Here is a 15215-nt window from a genome sequence, read left to right as displayed (position 1 = left end):
CTACTTGCGCCGGACCGGGGGGACGTCGGTGCAGGAGCCGTGCGCCACTTCCGCGGCCATGCCCAGCGACTCACCCAGCGTCGGATGCGGGTGAATGGTCTTGCCGATATCCACGGCATCAGCCCCCATCTCGATGGCCAGCGCGATCTCGCCGATCATGTCGCCGGCATGCGTGCCGACGATACCGCCGCCGATGATGCGGTGGCTTTCCTCGTCGAAGATCAGCTTGGTGAAGCCCTCGTCGCGGCCATTGGCGATCGCACGGCCCGAGGCCGTCCAGGGGAACAGTCCCTTGGTGATCTTGATGCCCTTGGCCTTGGCCTCGTCCTCGGTCATGCCCACCCACGCGACCTCGGGGTCGGTGTAAGCCACGCTCGGAATCACGCGGGCATCGAACTGCGACTTCTTGAGCTTGTCGTCGCCCAGCAGCTCGCCGGCGCACACTTCCGCCGCTACATGGCCTTCGTGCACCGCCTTGTGGGCCAGCATCGGCTGACCGACGATGTCACCGATGGCGAAGATGTTGGCAACGTTGGTACGCATCTGCACGTCGACTGGGATGAAACCGCGGTCGCCAACGATGACGCCAGCGTTTTCGGCGCCGATCTTCTTGCCATTGGGCGTGCGGCCCACCGCCTGCAGCACCAGGTCGTAACGCTGGGGCTCCTTGGGGGCTCCCTCGCCTTCAAACGTCACGTAGATGCCATCGGGCTTGGCTTCGGCAGCGACCGTCTTCGTGTTCAACATGATGTTGTCGAAGCGGCCCTGGTTGAACTTCTGCCAGACCTTGACGAGGTCGCGGTCCGCGCCGGTCATCAGCGTGGGCAGCATCTCGACGACATCCAGGCGCGCGCCGAGGGTGGAGTACACCGTGCCCATCTCAAGGCCGATGATGCCGCCGCCCACGATGAGCATCTTCTCGGGCTTGACGCCCATCTCCAGCGCACCGGTCGAATCGACGATGCGGGGGTCGGCCGGCAGGAACGGCAGGCGCACGGCCTGCGAACCGGCCGCAATGATGAGGCGCTTGAACGCCACAGTCTGCGTCGCGCCGGTCTTGGCTTGTCCGACCGCACCTTCCGTGGCCTCGACCTTAAGGTGTTGCGCATCCAGCAGCGAACCGACGCCGCGCAGCACCGTCACCTTGCGCATCTTGGCCATGGCCGCGAGACCGCCGGTCAGCTTGCCGGTGACCTTGTTCTTGTGCGCGCGCAGCTTGTCAATGTCGACGGTGGGTGCACCGAAGGCCACGCCCAGGTCGGCCATGTGGCTGACCTCGTCCATGACCGCCGCGACGTGCAGCAGGGCCTTGGACGGGATGCAGCCCACGTTCAGGCAGACGCCACCCAGCGTCGCGTAGCGCTCGACGATGGCGACCTTGAGGCCGAGGTCGGCGGAGCGAAACGCGGCCGAATACCCGCCGGGGCCACCGCCCAGGACGACGACGTCGAAGGCCTGGTCCGCACTGCCGGAGTAGGTCGCGGCAGCGGGCGCTGGTACGGGCACCGCAGCCACCGGAGCCGGCGCAGGCGCCGCGGGAGCCGGGGCGGGTGCAGCAGCACCTTCGGACTCCAGCGTCAGCACGACCGAGCCCTTGCCGACCTTGTCGCCGACCTTGACCTTCAGCTCTTTCACAACGCCGGCGGCCGACGACGGAATCTCCATCGAGGCCTTGTCGCTCTCGACGGTGATCAGGCTCTGCTCGACCTTGATCGTGTCGCCAGCCTTGACCAGCACCTCGATGACGCCGACTTCGTCGAAGTCGCCGATGTCGGGAACTTGAACTTCAATGAGTGCCATGAGTTCGACTCCCGATCACAGCGCGATCCGACGGAAGTCGGACAGCAGCGACGCGAAGTAGACGTTGAAGCGTGCGGCAGCCGCGCCGTCGATGACGCGGTGATCCCAGCTCAGCGACAGCGGCAGGATCAGGCGCGGCACGAAGGCCTTGCCATCCCAGACTGGCTCCATCGAACTCTTGCAGACACCCATGATGGCCACTTCCGGCGCGTTGATGATGGGCGTGAAGTACTTGCCCCCGATGCCGCCCAGCGACGAGATCGAAAAGCAGCCGCCGCTCATGTCGGCCGGGCCCAGCTTGCCGTCGCGGGCCTTCTTGGCCAGCTCGGACATCTCCTGGCTGATCTGGAAGATGCCCTTCTTGTCGGCGTCCTTGATGACAGGCACGACAAGACCGTTGGGTGTGTCCGCCGCGAAGCCGATGTGGAAATAGTTCTTCAGCACCAGCGTGTCGCCGTCCAGCGAACTGTTGAACTCGGGGAACTTCTTCAGCGCCGCGACGGCCGCCTTGATCATGAAGGCGAGCATCGTGACCTTGATGCCGGCCTTCTCGTTCTCCCTGTTCAACTGCACGCGGAAGGCTTCGAGCTCGGTGATGTCCGCATCGTCGTGGTTCGTCACGTGCGGGATGACGACCCAGTTGCGATGCAGGTTGGCACCCGAGATCTTCTTGATGCGGGACAGCTCCTTGCGCTCCACCGCACCGAACTTCTCGAAGTCCACCTTGGGCCAGGCCAGCAGGTTGAGGCCAGCACCGCCGGCCGCAGAGCCGCCCGCGGGCGCGGCTGCCTTCTGCGAGGCCGTCTGCACAGAGCCGCTCATGACGGCCTTGACGAAGCCTTGCACGTCGGTCTCGGTGATGCGCCCCTTAGCGCCAGTGCCCTTCACTTCAGCCAGCGGCACGCCCAGCTCGCGTGCCAGCTTGCGGATGCTGGGCGAGGCGTGGGGCAGCTGACCCGTGGGGGAGGTCGGCTGGTGCGCGGGCAGCACGGCAGCGGCAGGTGCTGCCGCCGGCGCTGCCGCGGCGACGGGCGCCGCTGCTGCAGGGGCAACCGCCGCGGAGGCCGGAGCGGGAGCGGGTGCGGCAGCAGCACCGCCGACTGCCTTCACGCGGGCCAGGGGCGAGCCCTTGCTGACCTTGTCACCCACCTTGACCAGCAGTTCCTCGACGACGCCCGCCGTCGACGACGGAATCTCCATGGAGGCCTTGTCGCTCTCGACCGTGATCAGGCTCTGCTCAACCTTGACGGTGTCGCCCACCTTCACGAGCAGCTCTATGACGGCCACCTCGTCGAAGTCACCGATGTCCGGCACTTCGATGGTGACGGAGCCCCCCTGCGCAGCCGCCGATGCGGGCGCAGCAGGTTCGGCCGCAGCAGGTGCCGGTGCCGGTGCCGGCTTGGACACGGCCGGTGCCGGAGCGGCAGGCGCGGGGGCAGCAGCACCCTCGCCTTCGACGACCACCAGCACGCTGCCTTGCTTGACCTTGTCGCCCACGGCGACCTTGATCTCCTTGACGACGCCGGCCTGCGACGACGGGATCTCCATCGACGCCTTGTCGCTCTCCACGGTCACGAGGCTCTGCTCGACCTTAACGGTGTCGCCGACCTTGACGAGCACTTCGATGACGCCGACCTCGTCGAAATCGCCGATGTCGGGAACCTTGACTTCAACCAATGCCATGTCTTGTCTCCCGGTGGCTTAGGCGTACAGCGGGTTGATCTTGTTCACGTCAATGCCGTACTTGGCGATGGCCTCGGCCACGCGCGCGACGGGCACTGCACCTTCGTCGGCCAGCGCCTTCAGCGCGGCGACGACGATGTAGTGGCGGTTGACCTCGAAGTGCTGGCGCAGCTTGGAGCGGAAGTCGCTGCGGCCGAAGCCATCGGTGCCCAGCACCTTGTACGTGCGGCCGCTCGGGATGAAGGCGCGAATCTGTTCCGCGTAGTTCTTCATGTAGTCGGTGGACGCGATGACCGGCCCCTTGGTCTGGCCAAGCTGTTGCGTCACGAAGGGCACGCAGGCGAGCTCGGTCGGGTGCAGGAGGTTCCAGCGCTCGGCGTTCTGGCCGTCGCGAGCCAGTTCGTTGAAGCTCGGGCAGCTCCACACGTTGGCGCCCACGCCCCAGTCTTCCTCCAGCAGCATCTTGGCGACCTGGCTCTCGCGCAGGATGGTGCCCGAGCCCAGCAGGTTGACGCTGACGGGCTTGCTTGCATCGGCCTCTTCAAGCAGGTACATGCCCTTGAGGATCTGCTCCTCGGTGCCGGCCTTCAGGCCCGGCATCGGGTAGTTCTCGTTGAGCAGGGTGATGTAGTAGAAGACGTTCTCCTGGTCCTCGACCATGCGCTTGAGGCCGCGCTGCATGATGACGGCGACTTCGTGCGCGAAGGTCGGGTCATAGGACACGCAGTTGGGGATCGTGCCCGCGAGGATGTGGCTGTGGCCGTCCTCGTGCTGAAGACCTTCGCCGTTCAGCGTCGTGCGACCCGACGTGCCGCCCAGCAGGAAGCCGCGGGCCTGCATGTCGCCCGCCGCCCAGGCCAGGTCGCCGATGCGCTGGAAGCCAAACATCGAGTAGTAGACGTAGAACGGGATCATCACGCGGTTGTTCGTCGAGTACGACGTCGCCGCGGCGATCCAACTGGCCATGCCGCCCGCTTCGTTGATGCCTTCCTGCAGGATCTGGCCGGCCTTGTCCTCGCGGTAGTACATGACCTGATCCTTGTCGACCGGCGTGTACAGCTGCCCCTTGGGGTTGTAGATGCCGATCTGGCGGAACAGGCCTTCCATACCGAAGGTACGCGCCTCGTCAACGAGGATGGGCACGACGCGCGGGCCGATCTCCTTGTCGCGCAGCAACTGCGTCAGAAAGCGAACATAGGCCTGCGTCGTCGAGATCTCGCGGCCTTCGGCGGTCGGATCCAGGACGGCCTGGAAGGTGGCCAGGTCAGGCGCCTTGAAATGCTCCTCGGCCTTGGCACGGCGGCTGGGCAGGTAGCCCCCCAGGGCCTGGCGGCGCTCGTGCAGGTAGCGCATCTCCGGCGTGTCTTCGGCCGGCTTGTAGTACGGGATCTTGGGCAGCTCGCTGTCCGGCACCGGGATGTTGAACCGGTCGCGGATGTACCTGATGTCGTCGTCCGTCAGCTTCTTGGTCTGGTGGACGGTGTTCTTGCCTTCGCCGGCCTTGCCCATGCCGTAGCCCTTGACGGTCTTGACCAGCAGCACGGTCGGCTGGCCCGTCGTGTTGTTGTGGGCCTTGTGGAAGGCGGCATAGACCTTCTCGGGCTCGTGGCCGCCGCGGCGCAGCTCGAAGATCTCCTCATCGCTCATGTGGGCGACGAGCTTGGCCGTCTCGGGGTACTTGCCGAAGAAGTGCTCGCGGACATGGGCGCCGTCCTTGGCCTTCATGACCTGGTAGTCGCCGTCCAGCGTCTCCATCATCAGCTGCTTGAGCTTGCCGCTCTTGTCACGGGCGAGCAGCTCGTCCCAGCCCTTGCCCCAGATCAGCTTGATGACGTTCCAACCGCTGCCGCGGAACTCGCCCTCGAGCTCCTGGATGATCTTGCCGTTGCCACGCACCGGGCCGTCCAGCCGCTGCAGGTTGCAGTTGACGACGAACACCAGGTTGTCGAGGTTCTCGCGCGCGGCCAGGCCGATCGCGCCGAGGCTTTCCGGCTCGTCCATCTCGCCGTCGCCGCAGAACACCCAGACCTTGCGGTTCTCGGTGTTGGCGATGCCGCGAGCGTGCAGGTACTTGAGGAAGCGCGCCTGGTAGATCGCCATCAGCGGGCCCAGGCCCATGCTGACGGTGGGGAACTGCCAGAAGTTGGGCATCAGCTTCGGGTGCGGGTAGCTCGACAGCCCCTGGCCGTCGACTTCCTGGCGGAAGTTGTCGAGCTGCTCCTCGGTCAGCCGGCCTTCCAGGAAGGCGCGGGCGTAGATGCCGGGCGCGCTGTGGCCCTGGATATAGAGGCAGTCGCCGCCATGGTCCTCGCTGGCCGCGTGCCAGAAATGGTTGAAGCCGGCGCCAAACATGCTGGCCACTGACGCAAACGAGCCGATGTGGCCGCCCAGGTCGCCGCCGTCGGCAGGGTCCAGCCGGTTGGCGCGCACGACCATGGCCATGGCGTTCCAGCGCATGTAGGCGCGCAGGCGCTTCTCGATCTGGATGTTGCCGGGGCAGCGGGCTTCCTGGTCTGCCTCGATGGTGTTGACGTAGCCGGTCGTGGCCGAGAACGGCAGGTCGATGCTGTGCTGGCGGGCGTGCTCCAGGATCTCCTCGATCAGGAAGTGCGCACGCTCGGCGCCTTCACGGTCGATGACGGCGGACAGCGCATCCAGCCACTCCTTGGTTTCCTGCGGGTCGGCGTCATTCAATGCGGCGCCTGGAATGTCTTTCGGCTGGGCGGACATGGCCGGTCTCCTATATCTGGCGCGCCTCTGGCGGGCGGCGGACTGAGTTTCTGACAGGGGTCTACCCGGACTGCGACCCCCGGGCCGGCGGAGTGTCTCACAAGCCCGCCCGAATTCCCAAATTGTGCGAATCGATTTCTTATTGTGAAATTCTGGGCGGCAATGCCGGCCCGGATAATTTGCGCCATGCCCCCTGCCTCCGCTCCGCCCAACCGCAGTCAGCGCTGGATCGCGACGCTGCGCCGCCTGGTCACCAGTTGGTGGTTCCGGCAGTCGCCGTCCCGCCAGGACCGCCTGGCCACGCTGGGGCCCCTGATCTCCGTGCTGCTGTTCCTGGCGGCCATCATTTCGGCCTTCTGGTATCTGCGCAACGAAGAAATCGAGCGCGAGACCGAGTCCGTCAAGCGCGACACCGAGATCGCCCAGCAGCAGATTCGCCTGCGCCTCATCGAGAACCAGGAGCAGTTGGTGCGCATTGCGCGCGAGGTTGTCACGCGCCAGATCGATGCCCACGAATTCTCCGCGCAGGCCCAGGCTTTCGCACGCGAGCGCCCCGAGCTCACGCATGTGACCTGGCTCAGCGCCAAGCGCGAACGCCGCAGCAGCGTCGGCGCGGCGGGCTTCCAGGCCGACGGGCTGATGTCGGCAGACGGCAGTGACCCGTCCATGCCGATGCCCAACCAGTCCAATGCACCGGCGATCGCCTTCGAGGCCGCCAAGGAGCGCCGCCAGCCGGTCTATTCGTCCCCGTTCCCCGACACCAATGGCGCCATCGTCTTCCAGCTCCACATCCCGCTGATCGACCGGGGCGGTTTCGCCGGCGTGCTGATCGCCGAGTACACCGTGGAGTCGCTGCTGCGCTACTACGTGCCCAGCGAAGTGGCGACGCGCCACAGCATCGCCGTGCTGGACGTGCCGCGCGACCAGGTGGTCGCCAGCACCGTCACGCCCATGCCGGGGCAGATGCTGCGTCGCGCCGCACTGCTGCACGACGTGCCGCTGGCACCCGCACTCAACGGCCTGGTGCTGCGCGGCCAGGGCTGGCGCACCTCCATCGGCCTCATCAACAACGCGCTGTTCTGGCTGGTCCTGGCACTGGCCGGGATGACGGTCTGGATGCTGCTGGGCACCTGGCGACACATGCGCCGCCGCACTCAGATCCAGAACGCGCTGACGCTGGAGACAAACTTCCGCCGCGCCATGGAGAACTCCATGCTGACCGGCATGCGCGCCATGGACATGGACACGCGCATCACCTACGTGAACCCGGCCTTCTGCGCGATGACCGGCTTCCTGGAGACCGACCTCGTGGGCCGCACGCCGCCCTACCCGTTCTGGCCCAGTGACCGCCGCGAGGACAACGCCCGCGCCCTGCAACAGGAGCTGCAGGGCCGCAGCCCCTCCGGCGGCGTGGAGGTCAAGATCCAGCGCAAGGACGGCAGCCAGTTCGACGCCCGCGTCTATGTGTCACCCCTGGTGGACACCAAGGGCAAGCAGACCGGCTGGATGACCTCGATGACCAACATCACCGAGGCCAAGCGCGTGCGCGACCAGCTCTCGGCCTCGCACGAGCGCTTCACCACCGTGCTGGAGGGGCTGGACGCCGCCGTCTCGGTGTTGTCGGTCAACCCACCGGAGCTGCTATTCGCCAACCGCAGCTACCGGCTCTGGTTCGGCGCCGACCCGGCCGGCCATGCGCTGCTGGCCGGCGGCCAGCTCGTGGGCACGACCAGTCGCCGCGGCCTGACGGATTCCTCCGACGAGGTCGACGACTACTCCGGCCTGCCCGCCGAAGCCCTGACCGACATGGGCTCCGACCCGCGCGAGGTCTACGTCGAGTCCCTGGCCATGTGGTTCGACGTGCGTGCGCGCTATCTGCAATGGACCGACGGGCGCCTGGCTCAGATGTTGATCGCCACCGACATCACCATGCGCCGTCACGCCGAGGCCCAGGCCGCGCTGCAGGCAGATAAGGCCCAGGTGACCAGCCGGCTGATGACCATGGGCGAGATGGCCTCCAGCGTTGCCCATGAACTGAACCAGCCACTGACCGCCATCACCAACTACTGCAACGGCATGGTCAGCCGCGTGCGCAACGACAGCATCGACAAGGACGCGCTGCTGGCCGCGCTGACCAAGACCGCCAAGCAGGCGGAGCGCGCCGGCCAGATCATTCACCGCATCCGCAACTTCGTGAAACGCAGCGAGCCGCAGCGCCAGCCGGCCCACGCGGCCGACATCGTCGAGGACGCGGTGGAACTGGCCGGCATCGAACTGCGCCGCCGCAACGTGGCCATCCACACCTATGTGGCCCAGCGCCTGCCACAGCTGATGGTGGACCCCATCCTCATCGAGCAGGTGCTGATGAACCTGCTGAAGAACGCCGCCGAGGCCATCGACAACGCCTCGCTCCCGACCTCACGCCGGCACATCGAGTTGCGCATCGTGCCCAAGCACAGCGCCGAACTGGGCGGCCACATCGAGTTTTCCGTGACCGACATGGGGCCGGGTTTGCCCGATGAGGTGCTGGCCCGCATGTATGAGGCCTTCTTCTCGACCAAGGCCGACGGCCTCGGCATCGGATTAGGGTTATGCCGGTCTATCGTCGAGTCGCATCAGGGCCGGATAAAAGCCGAGAACCTCTACAATGGCTCCTTGGTCGTTGGTTGCCGATTCGCCTTCACGATACCGGTCACCATCACCTCAGAACAACTGCGTCAGGACACCGTGCCAGACGCTTCCGGCAGCGCTCAGAGAACCGAACCCACTGCACCATGAGCTTGATCCCGAAGAAGGGCAATGTCTACGTCGTCGATGATGACGAGGCTGTTCGCGACTCCCTGCAATGGCTGCTCGAAGGCAAGGACTACCGGGTCAAGTGCTTTGACTCGGCCGAATCCTTCCTGGCCCGCTACGACCCCCGCGAGGTCGCCTGCCTAATCGCCGACATCCGCATGGATGGGATGACGGGCCTGGAACTCCAGGACCGCCTCATCGAGCGCAAGAGCCCGCTGCCCATCGTCTTCATCACCGGCCACGGCGACGTACCCATGGCGGTGCAGACGATGAAGAAGGGGGCGATGGACTTCATCGAGAAGCCCTTCAAGGAAGAGGAGCTGCTGGCACTGGTGGAGCGCATGCTCGACCAGGCCCGCGACGCCTTCTCCAGCCACCAAGAAGCCGCCAGCCGCGACGCCCTGCTGGCGCGGCTCACGACGCGCGAGGCCCAGGTGCTCGAGCGCATCGTGGCCGGGCGGCTGAACAAGCAAATCGCCGACGACCTCGGCATCAGCATCAAGACGGTCGAAGCCCACCGCGCCAACATCATGGAGAAGCTCAACGCCAACACCGTGGCCGATCTGCTGAAGATCGCCCTCGGCGCAACGGCGAAGGCCTGACCCGACGACGTTCCCCAGAGGCCGCATTGCGGCCTCTTTGCATTTCTGGAGTTGAAAACATGACCGCCCAACTGATCGACGGCCTCGCCCTTTCCAAGCAACTGCGCGTCGAGGCCGCCACCCGCGCCGCTGCACTGACTGCCCAGGGCAGGCAGCCCGGCCTTGCCGTCGTCCTCGTGGGCGACAACCCGGCCAGCCAGGTCTATGTGCGCAACAAGGTCAAGGCCTGTGAGGAGGCCGGCATCCACTCGCGCCTGGAGAAGTACGACGCCTCCATGACCGAGGCCGAGCTGCTGGCCCGCGTCGACGCGCTGAACAACGACCCCAGCATCCACGGCATCCTCGTCCAGCTGCCGCTGCCCAAGCACATCGACGACCACAAGGTCATCGAAGCCATCTCCCCGGCCAAGGACGTCGATGGCTTCCACGTCGCCAGCGCCGGCGCGCTGATGGTGGGCGAGCCTGGTTTCAAGGCCTGCACACCCTACGGCTGCATGAAGATGCTGGAGAGCATTGGCATGGGCAACCTCAAAGGCAAGCACGCAGTCGTCATCGGCCGCAGCAACATCGTCGGCAAGCCCATGGCCCTGATGCTGCTGGCCGCCAACGCCACGGTCACCGTCTGCCACAGCGGCACCGCCGACCTGGGCGCGATGACCCGCCAGGCCGACGTCATCGTCGCCGCTGTCGGCAAGCGAAACGTGCTGACGGCCGACATGGTCAAGCCCGGCGCCGTCGTCATCGACGTGGGCATGAACCGCAACGATGAAGGCAAGCTTTGCGGCGACGTGGACTTCGACGGCGTGAAGGAAGTCGCCGGCTATATCACTCCGGTGCCCGGTGGCGTGGGTCCTATGACCATTGCCATGCTGCTGGTCAACACGCTTGAATCCGCGGAACGCAGCCTCAAGTCCGCCTGATCATGACGAATCCCCTGCTGTCCACCGCCGCCCTGCCCGAATTCGCGGCCATCCAGCCCGAGCATGTGCAGCCGGCCATCACTGAGCTGCTGGCCGCCGCGCAGGCGGCACTCGACGACGCCGTCAAGCCCACGACGCCGGCCGACTATGACGCGCTCTCGCGCATCCTGGACGCCGCCACCGAGCGCCTGGGCGCCGCCTGGGGTGCCGTCGGGCACCTGAACGCGGTGGCCGACACACCGGCGCTGCGCGAGGCCTACAACGCGATGCTGCCGGCCGTCACCGAGTTCAGCACGGCGATGGGCGCGAACGAGGCACTGTTTGCCAAGTACAAGGCCGTCGTGGCCGCGCAGGGCAAGACCTTGAGCGCGCCGCGCCAGCAGGTGCTCAAGCACGCCATCCGCAACTTCGTGCTTTCCGGCGCCGAGCTGCAAGGCGCGGCCCGCGAGCGTTACGCCGCGATCCAGGAGCGCAGCGCTGAACTGCAGCAGCAGTTCAGCGAGCATGTGCTGGATGCCACCGACGGCTGGAGCTACGTGGCTTCGACCGAGGAACTTGCCGGCGTGCCGCCGGACGTGCTGGATGCCACCAAGCTCGACGACGGCGGCCACAAGCTCACGCTGCACTTCCCGGTCTACCTCCCCGTCATGCAGTACGCCGAGAGCCGCGAGCTTCGCGAGAAGCTCTACCGCGCGTACGTGACCCGCGCCAGCGAGGCCGGCAAGCCAGAGTGGGACAACACGGCCGCCATGCGCGAAATCGTCGCACTGCGCCAGGAAGAGGCCCGCCTGCTGGGCTACGCCAGCTTCGCCGATGTGTCGCTGGCGCCCAAGATGGCCAACTCGCCCGCCGAAGTGGTCGCCTTCCTGCGTGACCTGGCGGCACGCGCGCGGCCCTTTGCCGAGAAAGACCTCGCAGAACTGCGCGACTTCGCCAAGGGCCAGCCGCTGGAATCCTGGGACGTCTCCTACTGGAGCGAGAAGCTCAAGGAGGCCCGCTACGCCTTCAGCGACCAGACCGTCAAGCAGTACTTCACGGCGCCCAAGGTCGTCGCCGGCCTGTTTTCCATCATCGAGCGCCTGTTCGATGTGGCCATCTCCGAAGCCCGGTCATCCGTCTGGCACGAGACCGTCAAGTTCTACGAGATGCGCCGCGGCGGCCAACTGATCGCGCAGTTCTACCTCGACCTCTACGCGCGCAACGGCAAGCGTCCCGGCGCCTGGATGGATGAGGTGCGCAGCCGCTGGCTGAAGCCCACCGGTGATCAGCAGACGCCCGTGGCGCTGCTGACCTGCAACTTCGCCAGCCCAGTGGGAGACAAGCCGGCCCTGCTGACCCACGACGACGTCATCACCCTCTTCCACGAGTTCGGCCACGGCCTGCACCACATGCTGACGCAGGTCAACGACCTGGGCGTGTCCGGCATTTCCGGCGTCGAGTGGGACGCCGTCGAACTGCCCAGCCAGTTCATGGAGAACTTCTGCTGGGAATGGGATGTGCTGCAGCAGCTCAGCGGCCAGGTCGACAGCGGCGAACCCCTGCCCCGCGACCTGTTCGACAAGATGATCGCCGCCAAGAATTTCCAGAGCGGGCTGATGACGCTGCGCCAGATCGAGTTCGCGCTGTTCGACATGCGGCTGCATGGCGAGCCGGGCTCTGAAAGCGACGTGCAAAAGCTGCTGGACGAGGTCCGCGCCGAGGTCGCCGTGCTGGTCCCGCCCAGCTTCAACCGCTTCCAGCACAGCTTCTCGCACATCTTCGCGGGCGGCTATGCGGCCGGCTACTACAGCTACAAGTGGGCGGAGCTGCTCAGCGCCGACGCCTGGAGCGCCTTTGAAGAGGAAGGCGTTTTCAACGCTGCCACCGGCAAGCGATTCCTCACCGAGGTCCTGGAGCAGGGCGGCGCGCGCGATGCCATCGTCAACTTCAAGGCCTTCCGCGGCCGCGAGCCGAAGATCGATGCGCTGCTGCGTCATCAAGGGATGAGCTGATGCGCTACGTCGCCCTCTGGCGCGGCATCAACGTCGGCAAGGCCAAGCGCCTTGCGATGGCCGACCTCAAGGTCGTGCTCGCCGAACTGGGAGCGACGGATGTCACGACGCTGCTGAACAGCGGCAATGCCGTCTTCGATGCGAAGAGAAAGCTGGATGCCGACCGGATACGTGGCGCCGTCCTCGACAAACTTGGCGTTGATGCGGCCGTCATCCTGAAGACGGCTTCCGAGTGGGCCGCCATCGCTGCCGCGCAGCCCGTCGCTGAGGCTGATGACCCGAGCCGCCTGCTCGTGGCCATCACCGCGGACGTCGAGGCCCTGCAGACCGCAGCCGACATTGTGGCCGCCAGCGGCGAGAGCTTCGTCGTCACAGCCGACGCAGCCTGGCTGTGGTGCGGCAACGGCATCCTCGAGAGCAAGGCCGCCGTGGCGCTGCTGAAGAGGCTCGGAGAGCGCGGCACGACCCGCAACTGGGCAACCGTCCAGAAGCTGGACGCGCTGGCGAAGGCCTAGGCTGGATCGTCCAGCGTGTGCACGCGCATGCCCACGCCGTGGCGCGCGGGCTCCTGCCACGGCGCCCGGGCCAGCATGCGGCGGCCGTCCGTCAGGCCGGCCGCCCAGCGTGCGCGCAGGCGCGCATCGCTGAAGTCGATGTCGCGCCAGGAGTCCTCACCCGGGAGCGCGCGCATGACGAGGTGGACGACGTCGATGTGCGCGTCGCAGCCCATGGCCAGCAGTTGCTTCACGGAAGGCTCCGCCGCGGTCGCGGCATCCAGCCTGCGGCCGACGAGACGCAGCGCGCGGCGCAGATTCTGCATGCGCTCGTGGTCGTCCAGATGCTCGCAGATGCGGCTGGCGTACTGGATGTCCTTGTAGCGCGTCAGCGCCTGCGCCATCGTGTGCGGGGCGGCCTCACTGGCGTCCCACAGGTCGACCATGAAGCACAGCGAGTCGCGGCGCTCGCTGTCGTCCAGCACCACGTCCAGCGGCGTGTTGGAGTAGATGCCGCCGTCCCAGTAGGCCTCGTGGCCGATGACGACGGGCGCGAAGCCGGGCGGCAGCGCGCCGCTGGCCATCACATGTTCGGGGCCGATGCGGATGTGGCTGTCGCGGTTGTCGAACAAGGCCAGCTCGCCGCTGCGCACGTTCACGGCGCAGAGCGTCAGCCGCGTCTCGGCCCGGGCGATACGGTCGAAGTCCACCAGCTCACGCAGCGTCGCCGCCAACGGCGCGGTGTCGTAGAAGCCAAGTTCAGCCAGCGGTGCGCGACGGTTCATGTCCCAGGCCTGCGGGCCCCGCGGCTTGAAGAAGCCAGGAATGCCCGTGGTCAGCGTCTGCCATGTCTGCAACCCTTGCTGCCAGAGCGCCGTAAACGGATTGACCGGCAGGTGCGCCGCCAAGCCCGGCCGCGTGACGCGATCCCAGAATTGGCGCAATGCCGTGAGGCGGTCGGCCGGCGCGTTACCGGCGATCAGCGCCGCATTGATCGCGCCGATGGACGTGCCGACCAGCCAGTCCGGCTGCAGGTCGGCCGACTCCAGCGCTTCGACGACGCCCGCCTGGTAAGCACCCAAAGCGCCACCGCCCTGGAAGACGTAGACGGTCTGAGGGGCCTGCGCGGGCATGGCCATCAGCTCAGCTGCACACCATCGTCGCAGGGGATGGCCTGGAAGACCGGCAGGGACTCCACGGCCAACGCGTGCGCGACGAGTTGCGGGAAGCCGTCCGCCGGCACGACCTCAGGCAGCAGGCATTGCGTGAAGGTCCAGGCCACGCCGACGGTGATGCCGGACTGGCGCAGGTTCGCCTCGCTCGCATCCAGCATCGCCCCGCGCAGCTCGTCGTCCAGCTCGCGATAGGCCGCGTTCAGCTGGCCGGTGACACGCTCCACCCAAGGCTGGTGGCGCTTCTCTGCAGGGCGCAGGCCGCGTTCGTAGACGATCTGGGCTGTCTTCTCGCAGGCCGCGAGCGCCAGCCCGATGAGGCGCAGTTCACGCACCAGTTCGGTCGGCGCACTGGGCATCAGGCTGCGGCCGGCCAGGGCCTCCGCGTAAACAAGCATCAGAGTCGAATCCATCAAAACGCTGCCGTCGTCGCAAATCAACGTGGGCGCCTTGACGACGGGATTGATGCTCTGGAACGCATCGAAGCCGCGGAACACCGAAATGGCCCCATGTTCGAAGGGCAGGCCCAGCAGTCGCATCGAAATCGCGACGCGACGCACGAAGGGGGAATCCAGCATGCCGATGAGCTTCATGACGCCTTCTCCTGCATCCCCGGCTTCTGCGGCCCGACGAGACCGCCATGCTCGCCGCGCACCAGCTCGTCCACCAGCTCCCGGCCATGGCGGCGCTCGATCTCGGCCAACATCACACGGTTGTAGGCGTCCGCGAAGGCCTGCGTGAGCGGCGAGGCCTTCTCGGCCTTGCGAACCCAGGTGACGGCGTAGCGCTGCTTCAGTTGCCGGGCCTTGGCGGCATCCATCTTTTCGGTGCCCGCCGCCTGCAGCTGCAGCAGGCCGGCCTCGATGTCGCTCCGGGCCCGGGCCTCGCCGCGCTCGGCAGCCCCGGCCGGATTGCCGATGCGCAGGTCCACGGCGGCAATCAGTTCCCTTTCCGGCTTGGCCTCGCCGCGGAAGATGCCAAACTGTTCGAACAGCCCGAACACCGTGGCGGCAGCCAACAACGCGCA

General features: G+C 66.6%; 11 protein-coding genes. 5 read left to right on the top strand and 6 right to left on the bottom strand.

The genetic code is table 11. The features are described from left to right. Genes lpdA through aceE form a run of 3 tightly spaced genes read right to left on the bottom strand, consistent with a single transcriptional unit; the run spans position 1 to position 6213 of the window. Positions 1 to 1800 (bottom strand): dihydrolipoyl dehydrogenase, encoded by a 1800-nt coding sequence (lpdA, locus tag VGF12_RS13010; RefSeq protein WP_331176458.1) that lies wholly within the window; start codon positions 1798 to 1800, stop codon positions 1 to 3. Positions 1801 to 1815: 15 nt separating this feature from the next. After that, entirely contained in the window at positions 1816 to 3483 is a 1668-nt protein-coding gene (aceF, locus tag VGF12_RS13005; RefSeq protein WP_331176457.1) for a dihydrolipoyllysine-residue acetyltransferase, read from the bottom strand. 18 nt (positions 3484 to 3501) lie between these two features. Then, positions 3502 to 6213 carry a pyruvate dehydrogenase (acetyl-transferring), homodimeric type gene (aceE, locus tag VGF12_RS13000; protein ID WP_331176456.1) on the bottom strand — a complete coding sequence of 904 codons (2712 nt, stop codon included), beginning with the start codon at positions 6211 to 6213 and terminating at the stop codon, positions 3502 to 3504. 186 nt (positions 6214 to 6399) lie between these two features. Here aceE and VGF12_RS12995 point away from each other — a divergent pair, with 186 nt between their 5' ends. From VGF12_RS12995 to VGF12_RS12975, 5 genes are read left to right on the top strand one after another with little or no spacing between them, the layout of a single operon-like run. Further along, on the top strand, positions 6400 to 8991 hold the full coding sequence (locus VGF12_RS12995) for a PAS domain S-box protein (protein WP_331176455.1): 2592 nt from the start codon (positions 6400 to 6402) through the stop codon (positions 8989 to 8991). Then, complete coding sequence (locus VGF12_RS12990; protein WP_088483486.1) at positions 8988 to 9611, top strand: response regulator transcription factor; 624 nt, start codon at positions 8988 to 8990, stop codon at positions 9609 to 9611. Before VGF12_RS12995 ends, VGF12_RS12990 begins: the two co-directional genes overlap by 4 nt. Positions 9612 to 9670: 59 nt before the next feature. Then, entirely contained in the window at positions 9671 to 10531 is an 861-nt protein-coding gene (folD, locus tag VGF12_RS12985) for a bifunctional methylenetetrahydrofolate dehydrogenase/methenyltetrahydrofolate cyclohydrolase FolD (protein WP_331176454.1), read from the top strand. A 2-nt stretch (positions 10532 to 10533) separates the two neighbouring features. Beyond that, positions 10534 to 12522, top strand: a complete 1989-nt coding sequence (locus tag VGF12_RS12980) for a M3 family metallopeptidase (protein WP_331176453.1) — start codon at positions 10534 to 10536, stop codon at positions 12520 to 12522. Then, positions 12522 to 13037 carry a DUF1697 domain-containing protein gene (locus VGF12_RS12975; protein WP_331176452.1) on the top strand — a complete coding sequence of 172 codons (516 nt, stop codon included), beginning with the start codon at positions 12522 to 12524 and terminating at the stop codon, positions 13035 to 13037. The genes VGF12_RS12980 and VGF12_RS12975 overlap by 1 nt, the downstream gene beginning before the upstream one ends. On the opposite strand, the gene VGF12_RS12970 is transcribed toward VGF12_RS12975, so the two are convergent. The 3 genes from VGF12_RS12970 to VGF12_RS12960 all read right to left on the bottom strand — a co-directional run. Next, positions 13034 to 14149: a patatin-like phospholipase family protein gene (locus tag VGF12_RS12970; protein ID WP_331176451.1), complete on the bottom strand. Its 1116-nt coding sequence runs from the start codon at positions 14147 to 14149 to the stop codon at positions 13034 to 13036. The two genes, VGF12_RS12975 and VGF12_RS12970, sit on opposite strands and share 4 nt — an antisense overlap. Positions 14150 to 14154: 5 nt before the next feature. Next, on the bottom strand, positions 14155 to 14781 hold the full coding sequence (locus VGF12_RS12965) for a glutathione S-transferase (protein WP_331176450.1): 627 nt from the start codon (positions 14779 to 14781) through the stop codon (positions 14155 to 14157). Continuing rightward, positions 14778 to 15215: hypothetical protein (locus VGF12_RS12960; protein WP_331176449.1), on the bottom strand; the 438-nt coding region annotated here is incomplete at its 5' end. The genes VGF12_RS12960 and VGF12_RS12965, both read right to left, overlap by 4 nt.

The sequence above is a fragment of the Roseateles sp. genome (assembly GCF_036404855.1).
In the GTDB taxonomy this organism is placed as follows: Bacteria; Pseudomonadota; Gammaproteobacteria; order Burkholderiales; family Burkholderiaceae_C; genus Pelomonas.
Note: the sequence above shows the minus strand (reverse complement) of the source record. Positions and strands in the feature narration are given on the sequence as shown.

Bases quoted from the DNA above. Each gene is read 5' to 3' on its own strand.
- lpdA (WP_331176458.1), bottom strand. From the start codon at position 1,800: ATGGCACTCATTGAAGTTCAAGTTCCCGACATCGGCGACTTCGACGAA.
- aceF (WP_331176457.1), bottom strand. From the start codon at position 3,483: ATGGCATTGGTTGAAGTCAAGGTTCCCGACATCGGCGATTTCGACGAG.
- aceE (WP_331176456.1), bottom strand. From the start codon at position 6,213: ATGTCCGCCCAGCCGAAAGACATTCCAGGCGCCGCATTGAATGACGCC.
- VGF12_RS12995 (WP_331176455.1), top strand. From the start codon at position 6,400: ATGCCCCCTGCCTCCGCTCCGCCCAACCGCAGTCAGCGCTGGATCGCG.
- VGF12_RS12990 (WP_088483486.1), top strand. From the start codon at position 8,988: ATGAGCTTGATCCCGAAGAAGGGCAATGTCTACGTCGTCGATGATGAC.
- folD (WP_331176454.1), top strand. From the start codon at position 9,671: ATGACCGCCCAACTGATCGACGGCCTCGCCCTTTCCAAGCAACTGCGC.
- VGF12_RS12980 (WP_331176453.1), top strand. From the start codon at position 10,534: ATGACGAATCCCCTGCTGTCCACCGCCGCCCTGCCCGAATTCGCGGCC.
- VGF12_RS12975 (WP_331176452.1), top strand. From the start codon at position 12,522: ATGCGCTACGTCGCCCTCTGGCGCGGCATCAACGTCGGCAAGGCCAAG.
- VGF12_RS12970 (WP_331176451.1), bottom strand. From the start codon at position 14,149: ATGCCCGCGCAGGCCCCTCAGACCGTCTACGTCTTCCAGGGCGGTGGC.
- VGF12_RS12965 (WP_331176450.1), bottom strand. From the start codon at position 14,781: ATGAAGCTCATCGGCATGCTGGATTCCCCCTTCGTGCGTCGCGTCGCG.